Below are 16,080 nucleotides of genomic sequence, written 5' to 3' on the forward strand. Positions count from 1 at the left end.
GTGTGGAGCAACCGAGGTCCGTCACCGCGCCGGCCCAACCGCCAGGTGGGCTCGCGCGCGAGGAGAGCAAGCGGCGCGGTCTGCGCAGGATGAAGCTGGTCGCACTGTCGTTCCTGCTCGGCGCGACGGTGATCTTCCTGCTCACGAGCTGGGCGCAGTCGGCGGGCTGGGGTCCGTGGGTCGGCTACGTGCGGGCGGCCGCCGAGGCCGGCATGGTGGGTGCGCTGGCCGACTGGTTCGCCGTCACGGCGCTGTTCCGGCATCCGCTGGGGATCAAGATCCCGCACACGGCGATCATCCCGAACAAGAAGGACGTGCTCGGCGACAGCCTCGGCGATTTCGTCGGCTCGAACTTCCTCTCCGAGACCGTGGTTCGCGACAAGCTGCGCCGGGTCGAGATCGCGAGCAGGACGGGAGAGTGGCTCGCCAAGCCGGAGAACGCCGAGCGCGCCACCGCCGAGTTGTCCAACATCGTGCGCGGCGCGGTGACGATCCTGCGCGACGACGACGTGCAGGCCGTGCTGGAGCAGGCGGTGGTGCGCAGGGTGGTCGAGCGTGACTGGGGCCCGCCGCTGGGCAAGCTGCTGGAGCAGGTGCTCACCGATGGCGCCCACTACCGGCTCGTCGACCTCATGTGCGACCGCGCGTACGAGTGGGTGCGCACCAACCACACCACGGTGCTGCGCGTGGTGTCCGACCGCGCGCCGTCGTGGTCGCCGAGGTTCGTCGACGAGATGCTCGCCGACAAGGTCTACGGCGAGGTGCTGGCGTTCGCGTGGGCCGTCAAGACCGATGTCAACCACCCGATGCGGCTGGCGCTCGACAAGTTCCTCGGCGAGTTCGCGCAGGACCTGCAGAAGGACGCCGAGACGATGGCGCGTGCCGAGCAGGTCAAGCAGCAGCTGATCCAGCACCCCGAGGTGCAGAAGCTGATCGGCTCCGCGTGGTCGACGGCCAAGGACATGCTGCTCACCGCGGCCGAGGACCCGTCGAGCGAGCTGCGAAGGCGCGTACGGGAAGGGCTGCTCACGCTGGGTACGCGGCTGCAGTCCGACCCCGCGCTCGCGGGCAAGGTTGACGGCTGGGTGGAGAGCGCCGCGGCTTACGTGGTGACCCACTACTCCAAGGAGATCACCACGATCATCACCGACACCGTCGAGCGCTGGGACGCCGACGAGACGTCGCGCAAGGTCGAGCTCCAGGTGGGGCGCGACCTGCAGTTCATCCGCATCAACGGCACGGTGGTCGGCGCGCTGGCCGGGCTGCTGATCTACACGGTCGCCCAGATGTTGTTCTGACGCCATGGGCGACGTCGAGTCCGCGAAGCAGGAGGTCCGGCAGCGGGTGTGGGAGCTGCTGGAACGCGAGAAGCTCGCGCGGTTCCCCGGCGCGCGGGGCCGGATCCCGAACTTCGTGGGCGCCGACGAGGCGGCCGCCGCGCTGGCGGGGCTGCGCGAGTGGGCGACGGCCTCGGTCGTGAAGGCCAACCCGGACAGCCCGCAGCTGCCGGTGCGCTCACGGGCGCTCGCGGCAGGCAAGCTGCTCTACATGGCGGTGCCGAAGCTGACGGACGCGCGCCCGTTCGTGCTGCTGGACCCGGCGAAGGTGAGCGAGTCGTCCCGAAGGGCGGCGGCGAAGGACCGTGCGCTGCGGATGGGCTCCCCGGTGTCGGTGCCCGAGATGCGGCGGGTGGATCTCGTGGTGTGCGGGACGGTCGCCGTGAACCGCGAGGGTGTGCGCGTCGGCAAGGGCGGCGGGTTCTCCGACATCGAGTTCGGTCTGCTCGTCGAGGCCGGGCTGGTCGGCGACGACACGGTGATCGCCACGACGGTGCACTCGCGGCAGGTGCTCGACGAGCCGCTGCCGGAGACCGACCACGATTTCCGCGTGGACGTGGTGGTGACGCCGGACGAGGTGATCCGGGCGCCGCGCAGGAAGCGGAGCACGGGGATCCTGTGGGATCACCTGCCCGAGGAGAAGATCGCGGAGATTCCCGCGCTGGCGGCCCGCCGACCGTAGAGGGATCCCCCGGCCGAGGACACCCGGCTGGGGGAGGTTATCCACAGTTGGGGAAGTTATCCACCGAGTTATCCACAGGGTCATCGCTCTGTGGAGCGTTCGCGGAAGGCCCGCGCCTTCTGCCGGTTGCCGCACACCTTCATCGAGCACCACGTGCGTGAGCGGTTGCGCGACTGGTCGTAGAACGCCCACCGGCAATCATCGGCGGGGCAGATCTTCAGGCGGTCCCACTCGCCTCGAACGGCAAGGCGCGCCGCGGCGGCGAACACCGCGCCCACGGCCGAGGCGGCTGCCAGTTCCGGCCCCGCCGCCGACAGCGTGACCTCGACCGGTGCGCCGACCTCCGCGGGCATGGCGTCCGGGTCGCCGAGCGCGGCGCGGAGGGCGCCCCGGGCACGCACCGCGTCGGCGAGCGCGTCGGGGCGGAGGTCCCGTTCACGTGCCCACGCGTGCCAGTCCGGCTCCGTCCGCAGCACGTCGGTGTCCTGCTCGACGTCAACGGTGTTCAGGAAGCCGAGAACGAGGGAAACATCAGGGGACACGTCACCAGTGTATTGCCGACGGTGGTTGCCCAGGACGGGAAGTAACCACCATACTGCGTTGACAAGTTATGAGGAGGTAGTGATGAGTGCAGGTGTCAAGTTCGGTTGCGTGGCGCTCGACTGCCCGGACCCTTACGGGCTGGCGGGGTTCTACGGTGAGCTGCTCGGCTGGAAGATCCACGACGAGAACAAGCCGGGCGACCGATGGGTCACGCTCGTCAACCCCGACGGCGGCGCTGACATCTGTTTCCAGGAGGACCCCGCGTACCGGCCGCCGACGTGGCCGTCCAACGAGCGCGCGCAGATGCTGCACCTCGACTTCGACGTGCCCGACATCGACGCCGAGCACCACCGCGTGCTGGACCTCGGCGCCCGGCTGCTCGACGACGAGCCGAAGACGTTCCGCGTCTACGCCGACCCGGCAGGCCACCCCTTCTGCCTCTGCGCCTGCTGACCCTCACTGCGACCAAGGCCACCTTTGGTGCGTGGAATCGACACAGTGGCGCGTCAGCGTCTCCGTTTGGGCGGTGGGGGGAGACGGGCGGGCGCAACAAAGGTGGCCTTGGGGAGCGTTCTCAGAACTTGGGGAGGGCGTGCGAGCGCGTCAGCGCCAAGGAGTCGGTGAAGGCGAAGCTCGCGCCTTCCGCGCGGTACAGCTCCGCGTAGCGGGCGACCCGATCCGCGTCGAGGGTCACGCCCAGGCCGGGCGCCGTCGGCACCGGGACGCGGCCCCCTTCGTATCCGTCGATCCCGCCGCCGAAGCCCACCGTCACGTCGTCGGCCAGCAGCGCCCCGTACGCCTGGTTGGCGTAGGTGAAGTTCGGCGTCGCCGCGATCGCGTGCACGGCCGCCGCCAGCGCCACGCCCAGCTCGCCGAGGCTGTGCTTGACCACCGGCAGCCCGGCGGCCTCCGCGATACCGGCCGATCGTTTGAGGTTCAGCAGCCCGCCGTCCAGCTGGTTGTCCACGGACAGCGCGTCGGCCGCCCCCGCTCTGATCACCGCGAGCTGGTCGAAACGCGTCCAGCTCGCCTCGTTCGCCAGCAGCGGCACGTCGATCCGGCTACGCACGTAGGCCATTTCCGCCAGGTTCCGTCCCGACACGGGCTGCTCCACGAGCTCGAGCCCGAACCGCGCCAGCTCGCCGATCACGCGCACCGCCGTGCCCGGCGCCCACGCCTCGTTGGCGTCCACGCGCAGCCGTGCCTCGGGTCCCGCGCCGTCGCGCAGCGCTTCCACGCGCTCGACATCGGCATGCGGGTCGTCGGAGCCCACCTTCAGGTAGCAGGTGGAGAAACCGGACTTCACCGCGAGCCGCGCCTCGGCGGCCACCTGCTCCGGTTCCCCGCGCGCGACGTAGTAGAAGCACTCGACGCGGTCGCGGAACCGTCCGCCCAGCAGGTTCACCAGCGGCTGCCCGCACACCTTGCCCGCGAGGTCCCAGCACGCCATCTCCACCGCCGCGATCGCCGGACTCGTCGCCTTCAAGTGGTGCCACGTGCCCACCAGTTCGATCCGGCGCACCAGCCGTTCCACCGCGAACGGGTCCTCGCCGAGCACGAGCGGCTCGATGCCGCGCAGCACCGCGAGCACGATGTCCGCCGACGGGTACGCGGCCGCCTCGCCGAGCCCCGTGACGCCCTCGTCGGTTTCCACCTCGACGAGCACGCTCACCTGGCCGCGCCGTCTGCCGAACGCCCAGATCTCCTCGGCGCGGTACGGCACGGCCACCGGGGTCGCGCGGATCGCCGTGATACGCATCGTCAGCTCACCACCGTGAGGTCGCGGGAGGTACGGGTCAGGAACTCGGTGTGCTCGCTCGTGACGAGCGCGGTGTCGGAGACGACATGGCCAGGCACCCACGACATGAGGTGGAACGTCATGCCCGCCCGCACGCGGGTGTCGCCGCCGGGTCGGATGCCGAGCACCTCGCCACCACCGACCCAGCTCGGCGGGAACCCGATGCCGACGAGGTAGCCGCAGTGGTGCCGGGGCACGGTCACCCCCGCCGCCGCGTGCCAGGCCGCGTACACGTCGCCCGTGCGCACTCCCGGCCGGAGCGTCGCGCGCGCGGCCTCCAGTCCCGCGAGCGCGGCCGCGTGCGCCTCCGCCGCGCCCTCGGGTGGGTCGCCGACGTAGACCGTGCGGCTCAGCGGCGCGTGGTAACGCCGGACGCACCCCGACAGTTCGAGGAACAGGCCCGTGCCGCGGGTGAGCGTGCGCGGCCCCCACGACACGTGCTCCTGTTCCAGCATCCACAGTGGACGGATCATGGGGACGAAGCCAGGCTGCTGCCCTCCGGTGGAGTAGAGCGCGTGGTGCACGGCCGCGGCCACGTCGTGCTCGGCGGTGCCCTCGCGGGCGCGCGCCGTCCCGGCCGCCATCGCGGCGTCGGAGATCGCGGCGGCCGCGCGCACCAGCTCCACCTCGTCGGCCGTCTTCACCGCCATCGTGCCCGTGAGCAGCGGCGTGGCGTCGGTCCACCGCCGTCCCGGCAGCGCGAGGCGGGCGCGAGCGTGGATGGCGGGCGGGAAGAAGATCGCCGCGTCCTCGGTGGCGATGCGGCCACCCGCAGGCACGTCCGCGAGCGCGCCCGCCACCGCGGTCGCGGGGTCGGTGCCGTCGCCGAAGGTCACGTGGCGGCACTGCGGCACCTGGGCGCGTACGGTCGGCCGCTCCATCTCGCGCGTCACGAGCGCGAGATCGCCGTCCCTCGGCACCACAAGCAGCGTGAACGCGAAGTAGCCGTGGTGGTCGAGGCCGGTCAGGTAGTAGATCAGCTCGGGGCTGGCGAGCGCGACGGCGTCGAGGCCGTGCTCCGCCATCCGCGCCCGCAGTGAGGCGACTCGGGATTCGGGGATCACGACGTCAGGATGCGAGCGCCGCGGCGTAAGAACCAGTGACGATTCCTCAGGGTCGGAGTTAGTTTTTCTACATGCCCGCCGAGTTGTACGACGTGCGCAGGCTCCGGCTGCTGAGGGAGCTCTCACAGCACGGCACGATCGCCGCGACCGCCCGCGCCTGCTCGCTGACGCCGTCGGCGGTGTCCCAGCAGCTCTCCCTGCTGGAACGCGAGGTCGGCAGCAGGCTGCTCGTCCGCGACGGGCGGACGCTCGTGCTCACCGAGGCCGCGCGCGTGCTCGTCGAGCACACCGAGGGCATCCTCGCCGGGCTGGAGGCGGCGAGGGCTGGCGTCGCCGAACTGGCCTCCAGCGTCAGCGGGGTGCTGCGGCTGGCGGCGTTTCCCACCGCGGCCAGGGCGCTCGTGCCCGGAGCGATCGCGCGCTGCCGCGCCGAGCACCCCGACCTCCGGGTCCGGCTCACCGAGCTGCCGATGCCGGAGGCCGTCGCCGCCGTCAAGGCGGGCCACGTCGACCTCGCGCTCGTCTACGGCTACAGCCTCCTGCCGAAGCTGCGCGACCCGGGCGTGGAGACGGTGCCGCTGCTGCGGGAGCCGCTGCTCGCGGCGCTGCCCGCGGGCCTTGACGACGGCGAGGGCCCGCTCCCGCTGGCCCGGCTCGCCGACGAACCGTGGATCGCAGCCGACCGGGACGACGACCTGCACGAGCTGTTGCGCCGGGCGTGCGGCGTGGCGGGGTTCGTGCCGAGGCTCGACTTCACCAGCTCCGACTACACCGTGATCTTCGCGCTCGTGGAGGCCGGGCTCGGGGTGTCGCTCGTGCCGAGGCTGGCCTTCGAGTCGCTGTCGGCCGACGTCGTGTTGCGCGAGGTCAGCGAGCCGAGCGTGGAGCGGACGGTGTCCGTGGCGGTCAGGGCGGGCAGCGCGCGACAACCGCCCGTCGCGGCCGTGCTCGCGGCGTTGCGCGGGATCGCCGCCGAGGCAGGCGGATATGCGTAATCTGTCATCCGTGATTTGTCCCAAGTGCCAGAACCACATGACGACGGTCGACAAGAGCGGCATCCACATCGAGCAGTGCAACGGCTGCCGCGGCATCTTCCTCGATCGCGGTGAGCTGGAGCAGATCGTCAGCGCGGAGAACGCCTACTACGGAGGTCCCGCTGGTGCGCCGCCGCCGTACCAGGGCTCCGGCGGCCACGGGCCGACGAAGCACTACGCCGACTCGCCCCGTGGTTACCGCGGCCACGGCGGTGGCCACTACCGGGACTCCCCGCGCCCGTACGGGGGTCATGGCGGGCACGGCGGGTACCGCGACTCGCCGCGTCCCTACGGCGGGCACGGTTACGGCCACGGGAAGGGCCACCGCAAGCGCAGCTTCATCGAGAACCTCTTCGGCTGATCGAACGACCTTGCTCGACCTGAAGATCTGCCCGGGGTGCGGCGACCGTGCCGACGTTCCGACCGTGGAGCAGGGGCGGCTGGTGTGCCTGCGGTGCGAGCACCGCTGGGCGTTCCATCGGCTGCCCCTCTTCGCGCTGACCGGCCCGAGTGGCGGCGGCAAGTCGACCGTGGGGCCCGCGCTCGCGCGGCGCCTCGCGGGCGAGGCCGTTGTGCTGGAGCAGGACGTGCTGTGGACCGGCGGCCTCCGCGACGACGTTGACGGGCATCCCCTGTTCCGCTCCACGTGGCTGCGGATGGCCGCGATGATCCACCAGAACGGGCGGCCCGTCGTGCTGTGCGGCACGGTGGTGCCGCCCGAGTTCGAACCGTTGCCGGAGCGGGTGTTCTTCTCCGGCATCCACTACCTCGCGCTCGTGGCCGAGCCCGAGGTGCTCACCGCGCGGCTGCGGGCGAGGCCGGCGTGGCGCGAATGGGACGAGCCGCGCATCGCCGAGATGCTGGAGTTCAACGACTGGCTGCGCGCCGAGGCGGCGACGATGTCCCCTCCGGTGGCACTCTTCGACACCACCGACGCCCCGCTGGAAGCCGCCGTGGACCACGTCGCCGCGTGGGTCAGGCGAGTGGCCAGCGCTGCTCGCCGAAGCGGATCTCCTGGCGCTGCCCTGAAACGCTGACCCGGAACTCCTCGCGCGCCGGGCGGCCGAGCGACCGCCAGCGCTCGTAGGCGTGCTCGACGAGGTCCCACAGCCTGCGCCTGCCGCCCTGCTCCACCAGGAACTCGTCGTTGACCGTGCGGTGGCCTGCCCACGAGCCGTCGGGGTGCACGAGGAAGCACGTGTCCCCGCCGTCCGGGTCGAACGCCGCCGTGACGCCGGGCAGTTCGAGGCTCACGAAGAACTCGAACGGGCTCGCCGGGTCCAGGACCGTGTCCAGCGACAGCGTGGTCACACCCTTCGCGGAGGGCGGCCCGCGATGGCGCAGTACCGCGGTGCTGTCGGCGAGCCGGTGCGCGCGCATGGGCATGAAGCGGCCGTCGCGGGCGAGCACCTCGCCCTCGCCCGTCGCGCCCTCGCCGGCGACGAGGCGGATCAGCCCCGCGCCGATCGGGCGGTTGAGCGTGGTCAGCACCAGCCCGCCCGGTCGCGTCTGCTCAAGCCACGCGGGCGGGATGTGCGAGACCGAGCACGTGCAGAGCACGCGGTCGTAGGGCGCGCCCGGTTCGAACCCCTTCTCACCGTCGGCGACCTCGCACTCCGGTGCGTAGCCGATCGCGGCGAGCGCGGCCTTCGCGGCGAGCGACAGTGCCGGGTCGATGTCCACTGTGGACACATTCGCGTCTCCGAGGCGGTGGCACAGCAGTGCGGCGTTGTACCCGGTGCCGGTGCCGATCTCGAGCACGCGGTCGCCGTCGCGTACCCGCAGCTCCTCCAGCATCACGGCCATGATCGCGGGCATGCTCGACGACGACGTCGGCGTGCCGGTCACCGGGCCCTCGCGGCGGGCGACAGTCCAGCGCTCGGGGTCGTCGTCGAGCTGGGTCACGAGCACGCTGTCGGAGTAGACGGTGGTGAGCCAGCCGGGGTCGTCGCGGTCGAGCGCGGCCCAGAGCGGCCCCTTCGGGACGAAGAACCGGGGGAGGAAGACGTGCCGGGGCACCCGGCGGAAAGCGTCGATCCACCAGGGATCGGTCAGTGCGCCATCGCGGCGGAGCCGTTCCGCGAGGCGTCTTCGCTCTCGAGCCGCGGAGCTCATCTCGTAAGAGTAGTGCTTGCGACGATCGAGTGGCTGCAAGCAGAGTGCTTGCAATAGCTAGCACTCGCGCGTACCGTTGGTGGTGTCGCAAGGAGGTGGCACGGAGCTTGACCGAAGAACCACCGGTGGATGGCAACGGTGCGACAGGGCCGATCGACAAGGTGGCCGACCTGGGCCGCGACATCGGCGCCTACATCCGCCAGCAGCGCAACACCGCCAAGATCTCCCTGCGACAGCTGTCGAAGCTGGCGGGCGTTTCCAACCCGTACCTGAGCCAGATCGAACGCGGGGTCCGCAAACCGAGTGCGGAGATCCTGCAGCAGATCGCCAAGGGGTTGCGAATCTCGGCGGAGGCGCTCTACGTGCAGGCGGGGATTCTCGACCTGCCGGCAGGGGGGCCGGTGCCGGACGCGATCCGCGCCGACGCCGAGCTGTCCGAGCGCCAGAAGCAGGTGCTGCTGGACGTGTACGAGTCGTTCCGAAGGCAGAACAGCCAGAACAGCCAGAGCGCAGCCGAGCAAGCCGAGACCGAGAACGAACCCGAACTCAAGGAGTGAGCACGATGGCGAATGCCAGTTCCGAGGACGTCCGCAAGATCCTCAACACCGCTTTCGAGCAGGTCAAGACCTCCCTGCTGGCCGCGCTGGGCGCGGGCCAGCTCGCCAGCCAGGCCGTCACCGACGCGGTGGGCAAGGCCAAGGAGCGCGTGAACGAGAGCAGCGAGGTCGCCCGTCGCAACATCGAGGAGCTGCCCTCCGACGTGGACACGCTGCGCGAGCGCCTCGACCCGGCCGAGCTGCGCAAGCTGCTCGACGAGTACACCGAGGCCGCGCTGAAGCTGTACCACAAGCTCGCCGAGTCCGGTGAGCAGACGTGGGAGAAGTTCCTCGCCCAGCCGCAGGTCAAGAAGAACGTGGAGCAGCTGGAGGAGGCTCTGCAGACCGCGCAGGGCCGGGTCGACGAGCTCTCCCACGACGTGCGGGAGCGCGTCGACGAGGTCCTCTCCCGCGTGACCGGCCGCACTCGCGAAGCCGGTGAGGAGGCCGCGATCAAGGTCGAGGACGCCGCCGCCAAGGTCGAGCAGGTGAGCAGTGACGTGGCCGACAAGATCGAGGAGGCCTCGCCCGCGTCGCCGAAGACCACCACCAAGGCGACGCCGCGCACCGCGACCACCCGGCGCACCACCAGCACGGCCGCGAAGAAGCCGGCGGGCGGCAGCACCGCGCCGAAGAACAACACCAAGTAACCGCACGTCGCAGGGCCCCGGTACCCGCCAGGTGGGTGCCGGGGCACTGGCGTTTCCGGCAACGCCCGTTGCCTGGCGCGCGAGGCCCGGCGTGGCGGCCGGCCACGTTGCCGGGCAGGCCGGGGACGCCCGGTGCCGCCTGCCCTCCGCCTCGCCGGGCACCACGCCGGTCCCCGCTCGAGAGGCGTGGGTCACCGGACACGCCCTGGCCGGGTTGAGCCGCTGACGTAGTCTGGTGGGGTGCCGCTCCTCGCGCTATGGATCGTCTGGGTCATCGACTGGGCCGGGACCTTGGCTGGCCTGGTCGCGTTCGCCCACGCCCTCCTGCAGAGATCGGACGCCTACACCGCGGCCGACCGCATGACCAAGCCTGTCTGGCTCGCCATCACCGGCGGGTCGACCGCCGCCATGCTGCTGTTCGGCTTCTACGGTGCCGGCATGATCTTCTGGCTGGCGGGAATCGTCGCCTCGCTCGTCTACCTCGTCGACGTCCGCCCCAAGCTGATCGAGGTGCAGCGGGGCGGCCAGAGCTGGTGACGCCGGGACGCTGAGTACCGTTGCTCTCGTGAGCAACTGGAGCATCGCTGGAACACTGACCGTGGTGCCTGCCGCGCAGCGCACCGACCTCGTCGCGGAGCCGGTCGCCAAGGCACTCACCGCGATCTCCGAGCCGGTGGGGCTCGCCGAGATCGACCCCGGCCTCGCCGACACCGCCGAGTTCTGCGCCGCCTACTCCTCCCCGCTGTCGGCCTCGGCCAACTGCGTCGTCGTGGCGGGCAAGCGGGGCGGGGAGGCCCGCTACGCCGCCGCCATGGTGCTGGCCACCACCCGCGCCGACGTCAACAACGTCATCCGGCGCAGGCTCGACGTCCGCAAGGCCTCGTTCGCGCCGATGGCCGAGGCCACCGAGCTCACCGGGATGGAGTACGGCGGCATCACCCCGATCGGGCTGCCCGAGGGCTGGCCGATCCTGGTGGACAAGGCCGTTGCCGACTCACCGGAGCTGGTGATCGGCAGCGGCATCCGAGGAAGCAAGCTCCTGGTCACCGGCACGCTGCTGGCCTCGCTGCCCGGCGCCGAGGTGATCGAGGGACTCGCCAACTGATCCGAGAAGGGATTCCCATGGGCAAGGTCACGGCCACCGCTGAGCGCACGATCGACGCGCCCGCCGACAAGGTGCGCCAGCTCGTCGCCGACTACTCCGACACCAGGCCGAAGATCCTCCCCGAGCAGTACCGCGACTACGAGGTCACCGAGGGCGGCACGGGCGAGGGCACCACCGCGAAGTGGAAGCTGCAGGCCACGTCCAAGAGGGTGCGCGACGTCGCGGCCACCGTCAGCGAGCCGGAGCCGGGCACGCTCGTCGAGACCGACGCCAACTCGAGCATGGTCACGACGTGGACGGTGCGGGAGGCGGGCCCGCGCAGTCTCGTGCGCATCGAGACCACGTGGGAGGGCGCGGGCGGGATCGGTGGCTTCTTCGAGAAGACCTTCGCGCCCGGCGGCCTCAAGCGCATCTACGACTCGGTGCTCGCCAACCTCGACCGGGAGGTGCGGCAGAGCTCATGAGTGCGATCGAGATCCGGCTGGCGTCGCGCCCGCACGGCGCGCCGACGCTCGAGAACTTCGACCTCGCCGAGGTCGACGTGCCCGCGCCGGGACCGGGGCAGCTGCTGGTGCGTAACACGTGGCTGTCGGTCGACCCGTACATGCGCGGGCGGATGAGCTCGGCCAAGTCCTACGCGCCGCCGTACGAGGTCGGCAAGGTCATGCACGGCGGCGCGCTCGGCGAGGTCGTGGAGTCCGATGTGGACGGGTTCGCGCCCGGCGACACGGTGCTGCACGGCCTCGGTTGGCGCACCCACGCCGTGCTCGAGCCGAAGCACGCGGCCAAGGTCGACCCGGACGCCGCACCCGTCACGGCGTACCTCGGCGTGCTCGGGCTGACCGGGCTCACGGCCTACGCGGGCCTGTTCGACGTGGCTGGGCTGCGCGAGGGCGACACCGTGTTCGTGTCCGGTGCCGCCGGCGCGGTGGGTTCCGTGGCGGGACAGCTCGCGAGGGCCAGGGGCGCGAAGCGCGTGATCGGCAGCGCGGGCTCGGCGGAGAAGGTGCGCTGGCTGACCGAGGAGCTGGGCTTCGACGCGGCGTTCAACTACAAGGACGCGCCGGTGACGGACCAGCTCGCCAAGGCGGCTCCCGACGGCATCGACGTGTACTTCGACAACGTCGGCGGCGAGCACCTGGAAGCCGCGATCGACTCGCTGAACCTGCACGGCCGGATCGTGGTGTGCGGCATGATCTCGCAGTACAACGCCACCGAGCCGACTCCCGCGCCGCGCAACCTTTCCCAGATCATCGCGAAGCGGTTTACCATGCGCGGCATGCTGGTGGGCGATCACCAGCACCTGCGTCCGGAGTTCCTCGCCGAGGTCGCCCCGATGGTCACGGACGGCAGGCTCAAGTACTCCGAGACCGTCGTGGACGGCATCCGCAACGCCCCGCAGGCGTTCCTCGACCTGCTCGCCGGGGCCAACACGGGCAAGATGCTCGTCCGCCTCCAGGCACCTCCCCGCTGACCGCAGTGAAGGCCACCATGCCTGCGCCCGCCCGTCTCCCACCACCACCCAACCGGAGGCGCTCCGCGCCGCTGCGTTTGATTCCACGCAGGCATGGTGGCCTTCACCGCAGCTGGGCTGCCCACGCGAGCCCGAGGCTGGGAAGGCCTTCAGTGCGACGTGAGGTAGCCGCCCATCCTCGTGAAGAAGTCCGTGGCCGCGTACTCGGTGCCGTCGTCGGTCCGCACGCGTTCGATCGCGAGACCGTGGTTCCGCCCGAACCGCGCGTCGGCGCCGGCGACGATCACCACGCCCTTGCCCTCCGGGATGAACACGCGGCCCGGCGTGCCGCCGTAGCGGCCCTGCGACACTGACGCCTCCAGCACCCGGATGCGCTCGCCCTTGTAGAAGGTGAACGCATTGGGGTAGGGGTCCGACTGCGCGCGGACGAGCCGCTCGATGTCGGCGGCGGGCCACGTCCAGTCGATGCGACTGTCCTCGAGGGACCGTTTGTGGAAGAAGCTCGCCTTCGTCCGGTCCTGCGGGGTCCAGTCGGTGCGACCCGCCGCGATGAACGCGAGCGATTCGGACACAACGGGCTCGATGAGGTCGACGGTCTTGTGGAACAGGTCCGTCGCGGTGTCGCGCGGCCCGACCTCGACGGCCTTCTGGAGCACGATCGGGCCCGCGTCCAGCTCCCCGTCCATCATGTGGGCGGTGACGCCGACCTCCCGCTCGCCGTTGACGAGCGCCCAGATGAGCGGCGAGAAACCCGCGTAGGCGGGCAACAGCGAGTCGTGCACGTTCAGCGTGCCGTGCGTGGGCAGCGTGAAGATCTCCGGTGGAATCCACGTGCGCCAGTTGTTGGCCACGATGAGGTCGGGCTGGACCTCGCGCAGCCTGGCGGTGAGCGCGTCGTCGGGCCGGTTCGCCAGCACCACCTCCACCCCGTGCTCGGTGGCCAGCTCGGCGACGGAGTCGGCCCAGATCCGTTCGTAGGCGTGGTCGGACTTCGGATGGGTGACGACGAGTGCCACCTCGTGCTCCGAGTCCAGCAACGCCCGCAGGGTCCGGTGGCCCCACGTCTGGTAACCGAACATGACGACCCGCATCGGCCCCTCCGTGTCCTCGACGGCAAACGGCCTTAGTGAAGCAAGGCTTGCCTAACAAAGCAAGGGCTGAGCGGGGGATGAGGATCACCCTCGAAAAGACTAACTGAGGCACACCTAAGTTAGGTTAGGGTTGCCTGCGTCTGGCTGGAAATCGGCGATGGGACAGGTATGTCACAGGCAGAGCTGCAGGAGGGAACACCGGTCTACGACCTGGTAGGAGTGGGTTTCGGACCGTCCAACCTGGCGCTGGCGATCGCGGTGGCCGAGCACAATTCGGGCACTTCCGACACGGTGACCGCTCATTTCCTGGAACGGCAGGAACGATTCGGCTGGCACCGCGGAATGCTCATCGAGGACGCCACCATGCAGGTGTCGTTCCTCAAGGACCTCGTCACCCTGCGCAACCCGGCCAGCGACTTCAGCTTCCTGTCCTACCTGCACGCACAGGGCAGGCTGATCGATTTCGTCAACCACAAGAACCTCTTCCCGCTGCGCGTCGAGTTCCACGACTACTTCGAGTGGGCCGCCGCGCGGGTCGACGACATGGTCTCGTACGCCCACGAGGTGGTCGCGGTGCGACCGGTGTACGACGGCGGCGACGTGGCCTACTTCGACGTGGTGGCAGGCGACGGTGAGGTCTACCGCGCGCGCAACCTCGTACTGGCGACGGGACTTCGGCCGTACCTTCCCGAAGGGGTCGAGGTGTCGGACCGCGTCTGGCACAACAGCCAGTTGCTGCACCGGATCGACGAGGTCGACGAGGCGTCCCGGTTCGTCGTGGTGGGTGCGGGACAGAGCGCGGCCGAGGTGACGGCGTTCCTGCACGAGCGGTTCCCGAAGGCCGAGGTCTGCTCGGTGTTCTCCCGCTTCGGCTACAGCCCGTCCGACGACAGCGCCTTCGCGAACCGCATCTTCGACCCCGAGTCGGTCGACGAGTTCTACGCGGCGCCGGACGAGGTCAAGCAGCGGATCATGGGCTACCACGCCAACACCAACTACTCCGTGGTCGACCTCGACCTCATCGACGACCTCTACCGGCGGCTGTACCGGGAGAAGGTGCTCGGCAACGAGCGGCTGCGCATCTTCAACGTGTCGCGCCCCGTGGAGATCGTGGAGAACGAGCACGGCGTGCGCGCGACGATCGAGTCGCTCACCTCGGGCGAGAAGACCGTGCTGGACGCGGACATCGTCGTCTACTCGACGGGCTACCGCTGCGGTGACGTCTCGGCGCTGCTCGGCGACCTCGCCACGCACTGCCTCCGTGACGAGGAGGGCAGGCCGAGGGTCGAGCGTGACTACCGGCTCGGCACCGCGCCCGCGATCAGGGGCGGGATCTACCTGCAGGGCGGCGGAACCGAGCACACGCACGGCATCACGTCGTCGCTGCTGTCCAACAACGCCGTGCGGTCGGGCGACATCCTTCGCTCGATCGTCGGCAGGCGCGCCACTGGGGGAACCGACAAGCCTGCCGCGGAGTACGCGGTGAGCGGACCACGGTCCGCATGAGGAAGAAAACAGGAAGGTAGCCCCGATGTCCCCCATTTCCCTCAGGCCCGCGAAGGCGCGGGTGCGCCTGCCGGCGGCGTTGCTGGCGCTGGTGCTGGGTGTGGTGCTGGCCGGTTGTGGCAGCTCCGGTGACGGCTCCGGCAACGCCGGTGACTCGTCGCCCGCGGCCCAGAGCGGCGCGTTCCCGGTGACCATCGAGCACAAGTACGGCAAGACGGAGATCACCGAGAAGCCCGAGCGGGTGGTGACGCTCGGACTGTCCGATCAGGACGCCGTGCTGGCACTGGGCGTCAAGCCGGTCGGCGTGGTCGACTGGTTCAAGGAGCGCCCCTACGGCAAGTGGCCGTGGACGAAGGACCTGTGGGGCGACACGAAGCCCACGATCGTCGGCGAGCGCGACAGCTACAACATGGAAGCGGTCGCGAACCTCAACCCCGACGTGATCATCGCGCAGTACTCGGGCATGACCAAGCAGCAGTACGACACGCTGTCCGAGCTGGCCCCCGTGGTCGCGCAGCCGAAGAAGTACCCGGACTACGCGGCGCCGTGGCAGGACATGGCGCGCCCGATCGGCAAGGCGCTCGGCCAGGAAGACAAGATGAACCAGCTCATCGAGCAGATGGACCAGCGTTACGCGGAGGTGCGCCGCAACCACCCCGAATTCGCGCAGCAGACCATCGCCGTCGCCGACAGCTTCCAGGCCGGTACCTACGCCGCCTTCACGAGCACCGACCCGAAGGCGATCTTCTTCAGGGAGATGGGCTTCAAGCTGAAGGACGAGATCGACCGGATGGCCGAGCAGGGTATGAACGCCGCTGAGTTCAGCTCCGAGCGGCTCACCGTGCTCGACGTCGACCGGCTCGTGTGGGTCACCTCCAGCGAGGACGCGAACAACCGCATCAAGGCGGAGCCGCTGTACCAGAAGCTGAAGGTGCACCAGGAGGGCCGCGACCTGTTCGTGCCGTACGAGAACCCGGACATCGGCGCCGCGTTCTCGTTCAACACCGTGTTGTCGATCCCGTACGCCATCGATCAGATGGTGCCTCGGCTGACCGCCGACTCGTAGTCGAAAGGCGTTCCCCCCG

Annotated in this window: 19 protein-coding genes; 14 read left to right on the forward strand and 5 right to left on the reverse strand. The window is 70.3% G+C overall.

Features of this window, described 5'->3' with window-relative positions; genetic code table 11:
- The first annotated feature begins 2 nt into the window (after window positions 1-2).
- Both FCN18_RS03280 and FCN18_RS03285 read left to right on the forward strand, forming a co-directional pair.
- Window positions 3-1,298, forward strand: a complete 1,296-nt coding sequence (locus FCN18_RS03280) for a DUF445 domain-containing protein (protein WP_112266367.1) — start codon at window positions 3-5, stop codon at window positions 1,296-1,298.
- Window positions 1,299-1,302: 4 nt separating this feature from the next.
- Window positions 1,303-2,019, forward strand: coding sequence for a 5-formyltetrahydrofolate cyclo-ligase (locus FCN18_RS03285; protein ID WP_113642642.1), 717 nt, complete (start codon window positions 1,303-1,305; stop codon window positions 2,017-2,019).
- Between the two features lie 80 nt (window positions 2,020-2,099).
- Here FCN18_RS03285 and FCN18_RS03290 read toward each other — a convergent pair whose 3' ends face one another.
- Complete coding sequence (locus tag FCN18_RS03290) at window positions 2,100-2,561, reverse strand: CGNR zinc finger domain-containing protein (RefSeq protein WP_137093166.1); 462 nt, start codon at window positions 2,559-2,561, stop codon at window positions 2,100-2,102.
- A gap of 82 nt (window positions 2,562-2,643) precedes the next feature.
- Between FCN18_RS03290 and FCN18_RS03295 the strand changes: the two genes are divergently transcribed.
- Window positions 2,644-3,015: a VOC family protein gene (locus FCN18_RS03295; RefSeq protein WP_137093168.1), complete on the forward strand. Its 372-nt coding sequence runs from the start codon at window positions 2,644-2,646 to the stop codon at window positions 3,013-3,015.
- A gap of 121 nt (window positions 3,016-3,136) precedes the next feature.
- On the opposite strand, the gene FCN18_RS03300 is transcribed toward FCN18_RS03295, so the two are convergent.
- Together FCN18_RS03300 and FCN18_RS03305 are read right to left on the reverse strand one after the other, a co-directional pair.
- The gene (locus FCN18_RS03300) at window positions 3,137-4,321 is read right to left on the reverse strand and encodes a mandelate racemase/muconate lactonizing enzyme family protein (RefSeq protein ID WP_137093170.1); all 1,185 of its coding nucleotides are present in this window, start codon (window positions 4,319-4,321) and stop codon (window positions 3,137-3,139) included.
- 2 nt (window positions 4,322-4,323) lie between these two features.
- The gene (locus FCN18_RS03305) at window positions 4,324-5,424 is read right to left on the reverse strand and encodes a M24 family metallopeptidase (RefSeq protein ID WP_137093172.1); all 1,101 of its coding nucleotides are present in this window, start codon (window positions 5,422-5,424) and stop codon (window positions 4,324-4,326) included.
- 71 nt (window positions 5,425-5,495) lie between these two features.
- Here FCN18_RS03305 and FCN18_RS03310 point away from each other — a divergent pair, with 71 nt between their 5' ends.
- From FCN18_RS03310 to FCN18_RS03320, 3 genes are read left to right on the forward strand one after another with little or no spacing between them, the layout of a single operon-like run.
- Complete coding sequence (locus FCN18_RS03310) at window positions 5,496-6,419, forward strand: LysR substrate-binding domain-containing protein (RefSeq protein ID WP_228713603.1); 924 nt, start codon at window positions 5,496-5,498, stop codon at window positions 6,417-6,419.
- Entirely contained in the window at window positions 6,412-6,819 is a 408-nt protein-coding gene (locus tag FCN18_RS03315) for a TFIIB-type zinc ribbon-containing protein (RefSeq protein WP_112266379.1), read from the forward strand. The genes FCN18_RS03310 and FCN18_RS03315 overlap by 8 nt, the downstream gene beginning before the upstream one ends.
- Before the next feature lie 10 nt (window positions 6,820-6,829).
- Window positions 6,830-7,495, forward strand: coding sequence for an AAA family ATPase (locus FCN18_RS03320; protein ID WP_199542827.1), 666 nt, complete (start codon window positions 6,830-6,832; stop codon window positions 7,493-7,495).
- Here the strand turns inward: FCN18_RS03320 and tgmC are convergent.
- Window positions 7,434-8,573, reverse strand: a complete 1,140-nt coding sequence (gene tgmC / locus FCN18_RS03325) for an ATP-grasp peptide maturase system methyltransferase (protein WP_112266383.1) — start codon at window positions 8,571-8,573, stop codon at window positions 7,434-7,436. The two genes, FCN18_RS03320 and tgmC, sit on opposite strands and share 62 nt — an antisense overlap.
- 107 nt (window positions 8,574-8,680) lie before the next feature.
- Between tgmC and FCN18_RS03330 the strand changes: the two genes are divergently transcribed.
- From FCN18_RS03330 to FCN18_RS03355, 6 genes are all read left to right on the forward strand, one after another.
- Window positions 8,681-9,130 carry a helix-turn-helix domain-containing protein gene (locus FCN18_RS03330; protein ID WP_112266385.1) on the forward strand — a complete coding sequence of 150 codons (450 nt, stop codon included), beginning with the start codon at window positions 8,681-8,683 and terminating at the stop codon, window positions 9,128-9,130.
- A 5-nt stretch (window positions 9,131-9,135) separates the two neighbouring features.
- Window positions 9,136-9,819, forward strand: a complete 684-nt coding sequence (locus tag FCN18_RS03335; protein WP_112266387.1) for a hypothetical protein — start codon at window positions 9,136-9,138, stop codon at window positions 9,817-9,819.
- Between the two features lie 240 nt (window positions 9,820-10,059).
- Window positions 10,060-10,356 (forward strand): DUF2516 family protein, encoded by a 297-nt coding sequence (locus FCN18_RS03340; protein ID WP_112266389.1) that lies wholly within the window; start codon window positions 10,060-10,062, stop codon window positions 10,354-10,356.
- 28 nt (window positions 10,357-10,384) lie between these two features.
- Window positions 10,385-10,924 (forward strand): YbaK/EbsC family protein, encoded by a 540-nt coding sequence (locus FCN18_RS03345; protein ID WP_112266391.1) that lies wholly within the window; start codon window positions 10,385-10,387, stop codon window positions 10,922-10,924.
- A gap of 17 nt (window positions 10,925-10,941) precedes the next feature.
- On the forward strand, window positions 10,942-11,388 hold the full coding sequence (locus tag FCN18_RS03350; RefSeq protein WP_112266393.1) for an SRPBCC family protein: 447 nt from the start codon (window positions 10,942-10,944) through the stop codon (window positions 11,386-11,388).
- The gene (locus FCN18_RS03355; protein ID WP_113642637.1) at window positions 11,385-12,398 is read left to right on the forward strand and encodes an NADP-dependent oxidoreductase; all 1,014 of its coding nucleotides are present in this window, start codon (window positions 11,385-11,387) and stop codon (window positions 12,396-12,398) included. Before FCN18_RS03350 ends, FCN18_RS03355 begins: the two co-directional genes overlap by 4 nt.
- A 149-nt stretch (window positions 12,399-12,547) precedes the next feature.
- Here the strand turns inward: FCN18_RS03355 and FCN18_RS03360 are convergent, their stop codons facing one another.
- A complete protein-coding gene (locus FCN18_RS03360) occupies window positions 12,548-13,489 on the reverse strand; it encodes a methionyl-tRNA formyltransferase (RefSeq protein ID WP_112266397.1) in 942 nt (313 codons plus the stop codon).
- 168 nt (window positions 13,490-13,657) lie between these two features.
- On the opposite strand from FCN18_RS03360, the gene FCN18_RS03365 reads away from it, so the two are divergent.
- Window positions 13,658-14,995 carry a lysine N(6)-hydroxylase/L-ornithine N(5)-oxygenase family protein gene (locus FCN18_RS03365; RefSeq protein WP_112266399.1) on the forward strand — a complete coding sequence of 446 codons (1,338 nt, stop codon included), beginning with the start codon at window positions 13,658-13,660 and terminating at the stop codon, window positions 14,993-14,995.
- Window positions 14,996-15,020: 25 nt separating this feature from the next.
- On the forward strand, window positions 15,021-16,061 hold the full coding sequence (locus FCN18_RS03370) for an iron-siderophore ABC transporter substrate-binding protein (protein ID WP_112266401.1): 1,041 nt from the start codon (window positions 15,021-15,023) through the stop codon (window positions 16,059-16,061).
- The last annotated feature ends 19 nt before the right edge of the window (window positions 16,062-16,080 follow it).

Origin of the sequence: Prauserella endophytica (assembly GCF_005146945.1) — a bacterium.
GTDB classification, from domain to species: Bacteria; Actinomycetota; Actinomycetes; order Mycobacteriales; family Pseudonocardiaceae; genus Prauserella_A; species Prauserella_A endophytica.

Excerpts from the sequence above, each read along its gene's own strand:
- FCN18_RS03365 (WP_112266399.1), top strand. The coding sequence starts at position 13,658 with ATGTCACAGGCAGAGCTGCAGGAGGGAACACCGGTCTACGACCTGGTA.
- FCN18_RS03310 (WP_228713603.1), top strand. The coding sequence starts at position 5,496 with ATGCCCGCCGAGTTGTACGACGTGCGCAGGCTCCGGCTGCTGAGGGAG.
- FCN18_RS03360 (WP_112266397.1), bottom strand. The coding sequence starts at position 13,489 with ATGCGGGTCGTCATGTTCGGTTACCAGACGTGGGGCCACCGGACCCTG.
- FCN18_RS03300 (WP_137093170.1), bottom strand. The coding sequence starts at position 4,321 with ATGCGTATCACGGCGATCCGCGCGACCCCGGTGGCCGTGCCGTACCGC.
- tgmC (WP_112266383.1), bottom strand. The coding sequence starts at position 8,573 with ATGAGCTCCGCGGCTCGAGAGCGAAGACGCCTCGCGGAACGGCTCCGC.
- FCN18_RS03285 (WP_113642642.1), top strand. The coding sequence starts at position 1,303 with ATGGGCGACGTCGAGTCCGCGAAGCAGGAGGTCCGGCAGCGGGTGTGG.
- FCN18_RS03350 (WP_112266393.1), top strand. The coding sequence starts at position 10,942 with ATGGGCAAGGTCACGGCCACCGCTGAGCGCACGATCGACGCGCCCGCC.
- FCN18_RS03370 (WP_112266401.1), top strand. The coding sequence starts at position 15,021 with ATGTCCCCCATTTCCCTCAGGCCCGCGAAGGCGCGGGTGCGCCTGCCG.
- FCN18_RS03315 (WP_112266379.1), top strand. The coding sequence starts at position 6,412 with ATGCGTAATCTGTCATCCGTGATTTGTCCCAAGTGCCAGAACCACATG.
- FCN18_RS03295 (WP_137093168.1), top strand. The coding sequence starts at position 2,644 with ATGAGTGCAGGTGTCAAGTTCGGTTGCGTGGCGCTCGACTGCCCGGAC.
- FCN18_RS03355 (WP_113642637.1), top strand. The coding sequence starts at position 11,385 with ATGAGTGCGATCGAGATCCGGCTGGCGTCGCGCCCGCACGGCGCGCCG.
- FCN18_RS03335 (WP_112266387.1), top strand. The coding sequence starts at position 9,136 with ATGGCGAATGCCAGTTCCGAGGACGTCCGCAAGATCCTCAACACCGCT.